Below are 13,085 nucleotides of genomic sequence, written 5' to 3' on the forward strand. Positions count from 1 at the left end.
CTACCGGCAGCAGCGTGAGCGCTTCATCGCGGCGCACATTAGCTGTCGTGGTGGCCGGGAAGTACCGCGCCGAGAACCTGCTTCGCGGTCTGTACGATGACATTGCCCTCATCGGGATCGCCCTTGAGCAGCGTCGATGCAAACGCCTTCGCCTGAGCGAGCGTGATATGCGGCGGCAACGGTGCAATGTTCGGGTCCGCCTTCACTTCGATCACGACCGGACGGTCTGCGGCAAGCGCTGCGTCCCAGGCCACGCCCATCTGTTCGGCGTCGTCGACGTAAATGCCTTTCAGGCCGATCAATTCCGCGAACTTGTGATAAGGCACGGAAGGAATGTCCTGTGACGCCTCGAACTTCGGGTCGCCTTCCATCACGCGCTGTTCCCACGTGACCTGGTTCAGGTCCTGGTTATTCAGCACCATGCAGATCCAGCGCCGGTCGGCCCAGCCTTGCCAGTACTTCGATACGGTGATGAGTTCCGCCATGTTGTTCATCTGCATGGCTCCGTCGCCTACGAGAGCGATGACGGGGCGCTCCGGATAAGCGAACTTGGCAGCAATCGCATACGGTACCGCCGCGCCCATCGAAGCGAGCCCGCCCGACAACGAGCACATCATGCCGCGTTTGACCTTCAGATCGCGGGCATACCAGTTTGCACAGGATCCCGAATCACTTGTGACGATGGTATTCGAAGGGATGCGCGGTGACAGTTCCCACACTGTGCGTTGGGGATTGACCGCGTCCTTGCCGGGCTCGTGTGCGCGTTTCTCAAGTGTCTTCCACCAGTCGGCGGTCCACCCTTCAATGGTGTTGCGCCATGCGCGGTCCTGCTTGTGCTCGAGCAATGGCAGCAACTCTCGCAACGTTTCCGCGCTATCGCCGACGAGATTAACTTCCATCGGATAGCGCAGACTCAGCATGTCGGCTTTCAGGTCGATCTGCACGCCGCGCGCCGCCCCTTCCTTAGGCAGGAACTCTGCATAGGGAAATCCGGAGCCGATCATCAGCAAGGTGTCGCATTCGGTCATCAGGTCGTAACTCGGCTTGGTGCCCAACAGGCCGATAGAGCCTGTGACCCAAGGCAGATCGTCGGGCAGCACGGCTTTGCCAAGCAGCGCCTTTGCCACGCCCGCACCGAGTTTTTCGGCGACGGCGATCACTTCATCGGTGGCGTGCAGTGCTCCAGCACCGACGAGAATCGCGACTTTTTTGCCGGCGTTGAGCACGTCGGCGGCCTGCTGAAGATCGTCAGGCTGAGGAACGAGCCGGGGTGCGCGATAGCCCACTCCCGAGTGCAGGGTGCCATGCTTGCGCGCCGGGGGCTCATATGGGAGATCCTGCAGATCGTTAGGCAGTACAAGGGCCGTTACCTTGCGCTCGGCAAGTGCGGTACGTATCGCGCGATCCACGAGATGGCGCACTTGTGCGGGCACCGAGGCCTGTCCGACAAACGCGCCTGCCACGTCCTTGAAGAGCGAGACGAGATCGACTTCCTGCTGATAGTGGCCGCCCAGCGCCGCGCGCGCCTGCTGGCCCGTGATTGCGAGCACAGGCATGTGGTCCATGCGGGCGTCGTAGAGTCCGGTCACGAGGTGCGATGCACCTGGCCCGGAGGTCGCGATGCAGACCCCGAGTTCTCCGGTGAATTTTGCATGGGCAGATGCCATGAAGGCCGCCATTTCCTCGTGACGAACCTGGATGAATTCGATCGGCCCCGGTTGATCGGTCGTCTTGTGACGCTTTTTTGCTTCGGCTTGTGCGCGGTTCAACGCGCCAAACACGCCGTTGATGCCGTCGCCGGGGTAACCGAAAATCCGGCGCACGCCCCACGCGTGAAGCCGCTCGACGATAAAGTCACCGACAGTAGTGGACATGGACAACTCCTCAAAGTAGAAACCGTCACAACAGACTGGCTGCAAACCTTGTTCCGCGTTCTTTCATTCGGAAAGAACGAAGCCCGAGCTGGTTGCATCAGCGCAGCGGGCGCGGTTTTTGCTGGCCGGTTGTGCGCAAGGGCGGTTGCCAGGCGTTGCAAGGGATTCGCTATGAACAAGGTGGTCGTGATCACTGGAGCGGGCGCGGGAGCAGGGCGCGCTACTGCGGCGGAATTCGCGCGGCACGGCTATAACGTTGCATTGCTTTCACGGGACAGCGCGCGGCTCGAGCGCTTTGCTATGGAACTGGAGCGCCAATATGGCGTGCACGCACTGGCCCTCCCGACCGATGTTGCCGAGGCGGAACAGGTGGAAGAGGCCGCGTCGCGCACAGAAGCAGAGCTCGGGCCTATCGACGTGTGGGTCAATGTTGCAATGGCCACTGTCTTTGCGCCCGTATCCCGACTTACAGCGCAAGAGTTCGAGCGCGGGACCCGCGTGACATATCTCGGCCAGGTTCACGGCACAATGGCCGCGCTCTCGCGCATGCGCGTGCGTAATCGCGGCACGATCGTCAACGTGGGGTCCGCGCTCGGCTATCGCTCAGTGCCGCTGCAATCCATTTATTGCGGGGCGAAATTCGCGGTACGCGGCTTTACCGACGCGCTGCGCTCCGAGATCATCCACGACGGCCTCAAAGTGCATTTGACGATGGTCGATCTGCCTGCACTGAATACACCGCAGTTCGATTGGGCGCGCAACAAGATGGGAAGAAAGGCTAAACCCGTTGCGCCGATCTTCCAGCCGGAAGTGGCCGCGCGTGCAATCTACTTCGCCGCAACCCATAAGCGTCGCGAGGTCTGGGTGGGCTTTCCGACCGTCAAGGCGATTCTTGCGAACTTCATTGCACCGGGGCTGCTGGACAGATATCTGGCCAAGGCCGGCTATGAAGGGCAGCTTACCGACGAGCCGCTCGCTTCCGATGCGCCCGGCAATCTGTTTGAGCCCGTGCCTGGCGATTACGCCGCACACGGCCGCTTTGACCTCGAGTCCAGATCGACGAGCCTGGAGATGTGTGCGGTTCGGCATCGGGGCATTCTATGCGCATTGGCTGGCATCGGAATCGCAGGCGGTATTGGCCTGCTGGTCAGAAAAAACCGTCGCGCATAATTTAAGGCCAGCTAGCGCATGGTTTTTGCTAGGCGTCGCACGAGAGTAATCTGGATCGGTGACAATAGGCTTATTCAGACAGCCTTTGGGAAAACCATGTCGCAACCCCTCACCATCGATTTCGTCTCTGATATTGCATGCCCTTGGTGTGCAATCGGCCTCTCGTCGCTGCAACTTGCATTGTCGCGCCTGGGAGATGCAGTGGATGCGCAGATCGTCGTGCACCCGTTCGAACTGAATCCGCAGATGGGGCCCGAGGGCGAAGCGATTGTCGACTATCTCGGCAAGAAATATGGGCGTACGCCGGAGCAGATCGAGCAAACGCAGGCCCTGATCCGCGAGCGCGGTGCGAGCGTGGGCTTTACCTTTGGCCCGCGCACTTATGTGTACAACACGTTCGATGCACACCGCCTGTTGCATTGGGCCGGTATGGAGGGCAAGCAGTTGCCGCTCAAGCTCGCGTTGATGCGTGCGTATCATTCCGAGGGCCGCGATCCGAGCAATCATGACGTGCTGGTCGAAACGGCACAGTCGGTAGGACTCGACGCCGACGCGGCCCGCAAGGTCCTGCAAAGCGGCGACTATGCCGAAGAAGTCCGCGCGGAAGAACATGAATACCAGTCACAGGGCATTCAGTCCGTGCCGGCAATCATCTTCAATCGCCGCTATCTCGTGAGCGGCGGGCAACCTGTCGAGACCTTCGAGCAGGTCATTTCGCAGATTCTGGCCGAAGCCTAGGCCGGCACTTCCGTATCTGAACGCCTGTGCATGAGCAGGCTTGTTATGACTTTGACGAAGTACTGCCGGAGGACTTCCGTTCATGCTTGCTAAACGAATCTACGCCGCGTTGCTCGGCTTCGCGTTGATGGCGCTTGCCTGCGTGTGCCAGGCGCAATACACGACCGACTGGCTCGCCAATACCTATGGCACGCTCGCCGCGCACGTCGGCAACGGTGCACGCTCGATGTGGGTCACGCCGGAAGGCGTGATTTATACCTCGTCGCTATGGGACGAAAACGCGGGCGGCGTCGCGATCTATCAGAACGGCCAGAGCCTGGGTTCTATAGGCACACACGCCGATTTTCAGGGCAGCGCGATTACCGGCAATGCAACCTCCATTTTCACCGCGTTGCAATACAACAGGACGTTCGGCAGCGGCTCTGTGGGACGCTACAACCGTGCAACCAAAGCGCTCGAACTTCGCATTCCCGTGAGCGTGTGGACCGGCATCACTCACGCCGACGTCATCACGGGGCTCGCCACCGCTGGCACGCTGCTTTATGTCAGCGACTTCTATGGCAACCGCGTGCGCGTCTATACGACCGACGGCGTGTGGCAGCAGGATTTCGCGGTAACCGGTCCCGGCGCGCTTGCACTCGATGGCGCGGGCAATCTTTGGGTCGCGCGAAAGAGCGCCGGTGTCGTCGCGCAGTTCAGCCCGGGCGGTGCGCCCTTGAAGACGATTCAGATGCCCGCCGCATCGCGACCTTCGGCGTTGTATTTCGATGCGTCCACGGGACGCCTGATGGTCGGCGACGAAGGCCCCGACATGAACATCAAGATCTACAACGTGGCGGGTGCACCCACGTTGGCCGGCACCTTCGGCATTCAAGGCGGTTATCTGAACACCACCACTGGAATCAAAGGTCAGGTTGGCGACAAGCGCTTTACGCGCGTAGCGGGCATCGGCAAGGACGCCGCGGGCAACCTGTACGTACTGAATAATCCGTGGGGCGGCGGCTGGGATTTGGGCCGCAATGGGCCGACCGATCTGCATGCATACGACAGCGCCGGCAATCTGAAATGGAAGTTGCAGGCGCTGAATTTCGAAGCGGTGGCAGCGCCGGATCCTTTGACAGACGGCGCGTATTTCTACAGCGGCGCGCACATCTACACAGGCAGTGCAGGCGGTACTTTTGTGGCAAATACGATCGACCCCTTCACCTATCCGTCCGATCCGCGCCTGGACATAAACGACACCCAGCGCGGTCAGCATTTCGGTCAGATGGTCGCCGTTGGCGGGAACCGGATTCTGGTTGCGTCGGGCCAGAATCCGGATACGTTCAACTTCTACCATTTCAATGCGGCAAGCGGCTACATTGCGATACCCGATGGGTCGCTGCCTGGGCCCGCGTTCAATACCACCGTGAAGGTGACGGGGGGCTTTTGCATCGACAGCCGTGGCGACGTGTGGGCCGGTCTCGATAGAACCAACCATATCTATCACTACCCGCTCACGGGTTTCGATGGCAACGGCAAACCATTGTGGGGGCCTGCGGTCACGATCAAGATTCCAATGAGCATCCGGCCGCTCACGCGCATCATCTATCTGCCCGAGAGTGACACAATGATTCTTGCTCAAGGCGTGGCAGGCAGTTGGGACTGGACGGCGATGCAGTCGCGCATCGAGGTCTATCACGGCTGGAGCGCGGGCAACACCACGCGGCCCCAACCGGTGATCAATCTCACCAGCGCGAATCCGAAGTCGATTACGGCAGTCGGCAATTATCTGTTCGTCGGTTACGTGCATACGGTGCCGAACATCGACGCTTTCAATCTGAATACCGGCAATCTCGACGCGACACTCATCAACAATAGCCCCGGTACAGTGGACGTGGGCAACGACGTCGATTCGATGTACGGGCTGCGGGCCTTTCTGCGCGCGAGCGGCGAGTACGTAGTCACGAAAGATAACTACAACGGATCGAGCATCATCGTGCATCGCTGGACGCCATGAGTGGCGAGCGGCTGCTTCGCGCGGGGACCATCGGATAAGATACGGCCCTCGTGACAATTTCCCCGCTTAAAGGAGTGGCTAGAGTGATTCAGCCGAGCAATGTATTCAAGGAGAACCTTGCGCAATTGCCCGCCATCGACGGCATTGCGCGTATCGATCTGATCGACGCGCAGGGTGCGGTGGCGGCAAGCATCGAAAACAAGCCCGGCAAACTGGGCTCGCTTGCGGTGTACAACTATCTGCAACAGACTTTCGGTACGCTCGATGCGAAAGCGGCCGAGCACGGCCTCGCCGTGTTCGGCGAGCATAGGGCCGACGCCCGCAACAGGCCCGGTGCTCATCCGAACGTCGATCATCTTCTTGCAATAGCTGCGGGCGCGCCGGCGTTGCGTATCGACGTGATTGCGGCGGGCTGATGTAAGCTTGCGCGGCGCGTGCGCCGCGCACTGCGCCATGTTGCATGCCGCTACTGGGCCGCGCGCTTGCGTTGCCCGGCACGGCCGAAGATTGCACGGTCGCCGAGCCATACGGCAAGAAGCGTTGCGCCCATCAACGGAAACACGATGCCGAGTACGACGAGGCCTGCTTTCCAGCCGCGCATCGGCGGTGCAGCTCTTTCTCGCGAGGGCGCGCCGAGCGAGCCTTGCGGTCTGCGTTTCCACCACATCACGCAGCCAGTTACCGCCATCAACGCGAGACCCAGCGAAATGGCGGCGCACAGGATCTGGTTCGCTATGCCGAAGTAACGGCCCATGTGCAACGACGTCCCATACGACACGGCTTTCGATATGCCGCCGTAGTCCGCGTAGCGAATATCCTTGAGAACCCGGCCGCTGTACTGATCGATATAAATAGTGCGTTCCAGTTGCGGATCGGCCGGAAAATACGACACCGTGTAGACGCCCGTCGCTGACGTAGGCAATGCGACGTTGTAGCCGCTCGTCACACCGAGTGAGGCGGCTTGCGCGACGATGCGCCCGAGCGGCAATGGCGTGGCCGCTTTATCGTGGGTAGAGGCATAGTCGGTAGAGGCGGGCACCGGTGCGTTGCCGACCGCCCACGGCGTTTGCGGCAGCGGCAAGTCATCCATCACCATGCCGGGCATGGAATCGGTCTGCGTGGCCTGTGCTGTATGCGCTGAATGTGCTGCATGCGCGGAGTGCGTTGCATCCATGCTGGCCGTACCATCTATTTCTGCACTTGCCGCAGTGCCCGCACCCGCAGGCAGCGTCGAGCGCAATGGCAAGCCGCCCCACGTGCCGGGCGGCGCGCCAAGATTGGCAGCGGTGGCAAGCGCCTTGAACTGTTTGCCCCACGAGCCGGACCACGGAAGGCCCGTCAGCACGAATGCCAGCGCGCCGAGCGCAAGCCAGATGCCCGCGACCGCGTGAACGTTCTTCCACAGCGGCCGGCCTTTCAGCGTGAAGCGCGGCACCAGTGCATCGCGTACGCTCGCTGCTTGACGTGGCCACCACAGCGCGACGCCGGTGCCGAGCATCACGAGTGTCCAGCATGCGGCCAGCTCCATCAGCAGTTCGCCCGGTTTGCCGAGCAACAGCTTTCGGTGAAGCATGCGGTCGACCTGCATGAAACGCTGATCCACGCTCAACCTGCCGAGCACGGCTCCGGTATACGGATTCAGATAGACGCTTTCCTTTTCGCCGTCTGCAAGACGAAAGATGAATTCCGTGCTGCGCTGGGGCTCGTTCGAGATAGTGGCGGTCACCGCCGTAGCGTCAGCTGGCATTGCTGCGCGCGCTCGCGCGAGCAGTACGTCTTCTGTCATGCGCGGTGCCGTTTGCGGCTCGACGACCAGAAGCTGCGGATAAAGCAGCGGCTCTATCTGCGGTTGAAAGCAGTACAACGTGCCGGTTATCGCCAGCACTATGAGAAACGGCATGACGAATAGTCCGGCGTAGAAGTGCCACCGCCACAGGGTGCGATAGCCGCTATTGGAATTCGCCATGTCTGATGCAGCATTGTGTCGAGCGAGGGTGGACATGAATGCTCCTGAACAGAGTTAACGGGTTTCTTGTGGCGAGGCGCTCAGGTTTGCGCATCACATGCGTAACTTTGCTTCCACATAGAAAGTGCGTCCGGGATACGGGTGATAGACGAAGTAGCGCGCATCGAAGATGTTGTCCACGCCAATACCCACTTCGCTCAGCTTTGTCGGCCTATACGTGAATTTCGCGTCCGCCACGGTGTACGAACTGGTGCCGCCGAATACGTCCGGATTGGTATCCGTATTGGTCAGCGTGTTGTATTGGCGCCCGGAATAACGCGCGGCGAGCGTCACGGCCGCGCGTTCGTCGAGGCGATAGGTCGCGGCGACATTCACACGCCACAGCGGAATGCGATAAAAATACTTGCCGACGCTCGCGGGATTCTGTGTGTTTGCAATGATCTTCGACTGTGTGTAAGCCACGCTCGCAAGCAGATCGAGTCCACGTAGCAGCACGTTCTCGCCTGAATAGCTTGTTTCCACACCTCGCGAGCGTACCTTGCCGATGTTCTGGAAGTTCGTTACGTTGGGAATGACGGTGGTATCTGTCTGACTGAAAATGGTGTTCTTCACATCGTCCTGAAACAGCGAGAAGCGGAAGATGCCATTCCAGTGCGCCCATTCGGCAGTGAGTTCTTTGGAAAGATCGTCTTCCGGTTTCAGGTTCGGGTTGTTGTTGACGATCGACGAACCGTTGATTTGCCCCTGGAACAACTCACCGACGGTTGGAAAGCGATACGCGCGGCCAATCGAGGCACGTAATGTCAGATCGTCACTAGCGTCGAATGAAAGTGAGGCCTTCGGCGAAAAATGCTGCTGACTTGCGTCACCGAGTGCGACGGTGGTGCCCGGCGCCGCTTGCGATCCACCGTAGGCGCGCCAGTCTTCATAACGCACACCGTACACGAGTTTCCAGCGCGGTAGAAAGTGCCAGGCGTCCTGCGCATAGAGCGCCTGAGTCTGCGTTTTTCCCGCAAATGCATTGGCGAACGAAGCCGCCGGGCCGTCGCGCCAATTGGGCGTCGAATAGCTTTCGTTATCGAGAAAGTAGTTGTCGTAGTGATAGCCAAAGGCGAGCGCATGATTCGCAAGACCCGCTTGCTTTGACGCCGGCGTGTAGGTGCTTCTCAGGTCCAGTGTCTTCCAGCCGGTGCCGTCGCCAAACGTGACGGTGCCCGCGCCGTTGGCCGGCGCGCCTGAATTCGCGAGACGCGCAACGCTATTGCCGATGTCGTAATACGAAGCAACGGCCTCACCATTCCAACCCGTCGCGTTGCGTGTTTTGAGCGTCACGCCATACAGCCAGTTCTCGCTATGACCGAGACTCGGCGCGAATGCCGAGGCGGGAATCGTGTACTCGTAGCCGTCGATAGAGACCTTGCCGCTATACACCGGGTTGCCGTTCGCGTCGCGCAGGAAGCTGGAGGTCTGGCTGTTGTACGTCTGATGCCAGTAGCCCAGTGTGAAGGCAGCCTGCAGTGTCGGCGTAAAGTCGTATTGCATCTTCAGCTTTAACTGGTCCTGCGCCGTATGTTCAATGCCTTCGCCGTTAATGCCGAGTACCGCAGTCGGCGTATTGTTCTGGTTGTTGTAGAAGTACGCGCCTGTTACAGGCGTATCGCCGGCCCGTGCGGGTGTGCGCGACGTCGCTAGCGTCGCGAACTGCAGCGGCTGGCTGGTGTTCTCCAGATGGTTCACACCGAGCAGAAACGAGAACCTGCCAATGCGATTGCCTAGAGACGCACTGGTTTCACTGCCGTTGAAATTGCGATTGACGCCGTAGAGGCTGAAGTGCTGCGTGAATGCTTTCACGTCGGCCTCGCCTTCGAACTTCTTCGGCATGCGCGTGCTGATGAGCACAGTCGCGCCAAGCGAATTGCCCGGATAAAGCGCGGAATAGGGGCCGTAAATCACATCGACTTGCTGGATTTCTTCGGGAAATACCATCGACCAGCGTGGCGGGAAAGAGTAGCTGTTGCCAAGCAGATTGCTGAGCAGCAATCCGTCTGCATACACGAGGCCCCGCGCGCTTTGCGTATTGCTGGTGCCGCGCACCGCGATGATGGAGTTCAGGTCGCCGATAAAACGCTTGCGCACCGCAAGACTCGGCATGTACTTCAACACGTCTTCTGTGTTGACGACATTCCAGTTCGAGAATTGAGCGCGTGTGACCGTTTCAACCGAGGCCGGCAGATTGGGATCGACGGTGCGGATTGCGAGACCTTCATTGGCAGCGCTATTTGCACTGACGCTGACCGCGGGCAGCGTCGTTTCGGCGCCCGCCGTATCGGCGTGGACCGGAGCGGTCGCGAACGTCGTGACGACAGCAGGCACGAAGGCGGGCAGCCTTCGCCATGCGAAGATGAACATGAACGTTTCCTGGATGCATTGAACGGACGATCGCGCGCATTTGTCGACGGATGCGACAAACGCGGCCCAACATGGCCAATGCGGGCGATCAGGAACAACGGCGATCAGGAAACGACGGGCGGGGCTCTGGGGCGTCCGGAAGGAAACGCGCCGAGTGGTGTGAAGCGGGTGGAGAGAGTGGGAGCAGCCGTGCCTGCCACGACGACCAGAAGCTGCGCCTGTGGCGCGGCAACCGTGGGCATTGCCACATGATGCTGCAACAGATGACAGTAACCGCAGGCACCGAACGCGTCATCGTGGCTGAGATGCATGGCCGTGGTACCGGCATGGCCCGCGTGAGCCGCATGATCCGCCTGGGCGACCTGCTGCGTTGGGCCCGGCAGGCCGGGCTGCACGGTTTGCAGCGCCGAACACAGTGCCGCAATGGGCTCCTGCGCGCTGCTCGACGCAAGCACCTGACTCACAACCGGCGCAAACACGATGAGCCACATGGCGACGAGGCCAAGCCAGGCTGTCAATCGGTTGTGCGCGCGTGGATTCATGTCGATGAGCAGGGAAACGCCGGCGATTCTAGCATTGCCTGCCGTATTTTTCTGCCTGATGCCGGGCATAACAGCGGATTAAAGGCGGAAACCCGCTCATTTCCGGGCGTTACAACGGCGCGGGATCGCTTAATCTGCGTGGTACATGTCGGCGTTTCGCAACATGGGCGAATCCACATGTGGACGCCGCAATCGCATCGTTATTGGACTCATGACTCTCACCCAGCCGCTCGCTTCATCAATCGTCCAACTGAACCAGCAGGCGATAGCGCTCTACTCGAGTGACGATTTTGCGGCGGCATTGTCGACTGTGCTGCCTGCGATCGAGCACGACGAAAGGACGTTGGACGACGCGGCGCTTCATGCCCTGGCCGACGCGCTGAATATCGCAGGTGCTTCGTCATGCCGTCTCGGTCAACTGGACGATGCGGAACGCCACTGGCGCCGATGCCTGCGCATGATGCCCGGCTATGCCGAGGTTTATGAAAGCTTTGGCGCATTGCTCAAGGCGCGCGGCAGCCTTACCGCAGCGAAGGCGATTTACCGGCGGCTGATCGCACTGCAGCCCGGCCATACGGACGCTCACAATCAGCTCGGTGCGGTGTTGCACGCACAGGGTCAACACGAAGAGGCGGAGAAGTCGTATCGGCACGCGCTCGCGCTTCATCCGGAGCATGCCGAAGCACACTATAACCACGGCGTAGTGCTGCACGCACTGCGACGCCTCGACGAAGCGGAAGCAGCCTATCGCGAGACACTGCGCTTATTGCCCGCACATGCGGAGGCGCACAACAATCTGGGCAACGTATTGATGGATCTGGGCCGTGTTGCGCAAGCAGACGCTGCGTATCGCGACGCGCTCGTCATCAGGCCGCAATATCCGGAAGCATTGAATAACCTCGCGGGCGCGCTGAAGGCGGCGAACCGCCTGACCGAGGCCGAACTCGCCTGCCGGCTTGCGTTGACCTTGCGTCCCGATTACGCCGAAGCGTACGTCAATCTCGGCGCGGCGCTCACCGATCTCGCCCGCCTCGCCGAGGCCGAAGCGGCGTACCGGAAGGCTATTGCGCTTCGCTCCGATTACGCAGAGGCTCATTACAACCTCGGCGTCACACTCTTCAAACTGGAACGCCTGGACGAGGCCGTTGCCGCTTATCGGGAGGCGGTTCGCTTGCGTCCCGACATTGCGCCGGCGCGTAACAATCTGGGCTGCGTTTTGCGCGTGCTCGACAGGTTGACCGAGGCCGTCGAGGCCTTCGAACAGGCGCTATCGGTTCAACCGGAACTAGCCGAAGCGCATTACAACCTCGGTTCCGCACTCGCGCAACTGAGGCGTTTTCCTGAGGCGGAAAGCGCCTATCGCCGCGCGCTCGCCTTGCGCAACCATTACCACGATGCGCGTTTCGGGCTCGCGGTATTGTTGCTCGGCGAAGGGCGCTTCGAGGAGGGCTGGCGGCTTTACGAGTGCCGCTACGAGCACCCCGCATTCGTGCATCGACACACTGCTGAGCGGCTTGCCTGTGCACAGTGGCAGGGCGATGCGCTGTCGGGACGCTCGTTGCTGGTCTGGCAGGAAGACGGCCTCGGCGACATGCTGCAATTCAGCCGCTATTTCGCGTTGTTGAAAGCACAGGGTGCCGCACATATCGCATTTGCCTGCGCACCCGCGCTGCACCGATTGATGGCTCGCGTCGACGGCGTGGACGTCGTGCTCGATCACGACACCGCGGCAGCTCGCGCTTCCACTTATGATTGCTGGACGAGCCTCCTGAGTGCGCCGCTTCATCTGCGCACGACGATCGACACCATTGCCCGACCCGTCAGGCTCGCGGCCGACGCTTCGCTCGTCGAAAAGTGGCGGCCCTTGCTCGACACGTTGCCGCCGGGCCGCAGGATCGGGCTCGTGTGGAAGGGCAATGCGAGGCATCACAACGACATCAACCGTTCTATTCCCTCGCTCACCGCGCTAGCGCCGCTGTGGAGCGTGGCCGGCCTCAGCTTCGTGAGTCTGCAGAAAGGGCAGGGCGAAGACGAAGCGCGCAACCCGCCCGCTGCTCAGCCTCTGCTACATGTCGGTTCGATGGTGACCGATCTGGCCGACAGCGCCGCAATTGTCGCGCAACTCGATCTGGTGATTTGTGTGGACACCTCGATTGCGCATCTCGCTGCGTCGCTCGGCAAGCCATGCTGGGTGATGCTGCCGGAGAAAGATGTGGACTGGCGCTGGATGCACGCGCGCAGCGATTCGCCGTGGTATCCGCACACGTTGCGGCTATTTCGCCGCGACAAAGGCGAAGATTGGGCGGCGACCGTGGAGCGAGTGAAGCAGGCGTGTGCTGCGCGATTCGGCGTGCGCGCCTGACTGCTGCCCGGCCCCCACGGCCGCG

The 13,085-nt window shown here is 60.7% G+C and carries 9 protein-coding genes; 5 read left to right on the top strand and 4 right to left on the bottom strand.

What is annotated here, in order from left to right:
* Positions 1–38 precede the first annotated feature (38 nt).
* On the bottom strand, positions 39–1,874 hold the full coding sequence (locus F757_RS0118460; RefSeq protein WP_027212677.1) for a thiamine pyrophosphate-requiring protein: 1,836 nt from the start codon (positions 1,872–1,874) through the stop codon (positions 39–41).
* 171 nt (positions 1,875–2,045) lie between these two features.
* Between F757_RS0118460 and F757_RS0118465 the strand changes: the two genes are divergently transcribed.
* From F757_RS0118465 to F757_RS0118480, 4 genes are all read left to right on the top strand, one after another.
* Positions 2,046–3,044, top strand: coding sequence for an SDR family oxidoreductase (locus tag F757_RS0118465; protein WP_027212678.1), 999 nt, complete (start codon positions 2,046–2,048; stop codon positions 3,042–3,044).
* Between the two features lie 96 nt (positions 3,045–3,140).
* A complete protein-coding gene (locus F757_RS0118470; protein WP_027212679.1) occupies positions 3,141–3,782 on the top strand; it encodes a DsbA family oxidoreductase in 642 nt (213 codons plus the stop codon).
* Positions 3,783–3,864: 82 nt separating this feature from the next.
* Positions 3,865–5,781 carry an SMP-30/gluconolactonase/LRE family protein gene (locus F757_RS0118475; RefSeq protein ID WP_027212680.1) on the top strand — a complete coding sequence of 639 codons (1,917 nt, stop codon included), beginning with the start codon at positions 3,865–3,867 and terminating at the stop codon, positions 5,779–5,781.
* Between the two features lie 83 nt (positions 5,782–5,864).
* Positions 5,865–6,197 carry a DUF2322 family protein gene (locus F757_RS0118480; protein ID WP_027212681.1) on the top strand — a complete coding sequence of 111 codons (333 nt, stop codon included), beginning with the start codon at positions 5,865–5,867 and terminating at the stop codon, positions 6,195–6,197.
* A gap of 50 nt (positions 6,198–6,247) precedes the next feature.
* On the opposite strand, the gene F757_RS0118485 is transcribed toward F757_RS0118480, so the two are convergent.
* The 3 genes from F757_RS0118485 to F757_RS0118495 form a co-directional block, all read right to left on the bottom strand.
* The gene (locus F757_RS0118485) at positions 6,248–7,783 is read right to left on the bottom strand and encodes a PepSY-associated TM helix domain-containing protein (protein ID WP_027212682.1); all 1,536 of its coding nucleotides are present in this window, start codon (positions 7,781–7,783) and stop codon (positions 6,248–6,250) included.
* Between the two features lie 57 nt (positions 7,784–7,840).
* Complete coding sequence (locus F757_RS0118490; RefSeq protein WP_027212683.1) at positions 7,841–10,156, bottom strand: TonB-dependent receptor; 2,316 nt, start codon at positions 10,154–10,156, stop codon at positions 7,841–7,843.
* A gap of 104 nt (positions 10,157–10,260) precedes the next feature.
* Entirely contained in the window at positions 10,261–10,698 is a 438-nt protein-coding gene (locus tag F757_RS0118495; protein WP_027212684.1) for a DUF2946 domain-containing protein, read from the bottom strand.
* A gap of 211 nt (positions 10,699–10,909) precedes the next feature.
* Between F757_RS0118495 and F757_RS0118500 the strand changes: the two genes are divergently transcribed.
* Positions 10,910–13,060, top strand: a complete 2,151-nt coding sequence (locus tag F757_RS0118500) for a tetratricopeptide repeat protein (protein ID WP_027212685.1) — start codon at positions 10,910–10,912, stop codon at positions 13,058–13,060.
* The last annotated feature ends 25 nt before the right edge of the window (positions 13,061–13,085 follow it).

Origin of the sequence: Burkholderia sp. WSM2232 (assembly GCF_000472545.1) — a bacterium.
Classification (GTDB): Bacteria; Pseudomonadota; Gammaproteobacteria; order Burkholderiales; family Burkholderiaceae; genus Paraburkholderia.

Excerpts from the sequence above, each read along its gene's own strand:
- F757_RS0118460 (WP_027212677.1), bottom strand. The coding sequence starts at position 1,874 with ATGTCCACTACTGTCGGTGACTTTATCGTCGAGCGGCTTCACGCGTGG.
- F757_RS0118485 (WP_027212682.1), bottom strand. The coding sequence starts at position 7,783 with ATGTCCACCCTCGCTCGACACAATGCTGCATCAGACATGGCGAATTCC.
- F757_RS0118465 (WP_027212678.1), top strand. The coding sequence starts at position 2,046 with ATGAACAAGGTGGTCGTGATCACTGGAGCGGGCGCGGGAGCAGGGCGC.
- F757_RS0118495 (WP_027212684.1), bottom strand. The coding sequence starts at position 10,698 with ATGAATCCACGCGCGCACAACCGATTGACAGCCTGGCTTGGCCTCGTC.
- F757_RS0118470 (WP_027212679.1), top strand. The coding sequence starts at position 3,141 with ATGTCGCAACCCCTCACCATCGATTTCGTCTCTGATATTGCATGCCCT.
- F757_RS0118500 (WP_027212685.1), top strand. The coding sequence starts at position 10,910 with ATGACTCTCACCCAGCCGCTCGCTTCATCAATCGTCCAACTGAACCAG.
- F757_RS0118490 (WP_027212683.1), bottom strand. The coding sequence starts at position 10,156 with ATGTTCATCTTCGCATGGCGAAGGCTGCCCGCCTTCGTGCCTGCTGTC.
- F757_RS0118475 (WP_027212680.1), top strand. The coding sequence starts at position 3,865 with ATGCTTGCTAAACGAATCTACGCCGCGTTGCTCGGCTTCGCGTTGATG.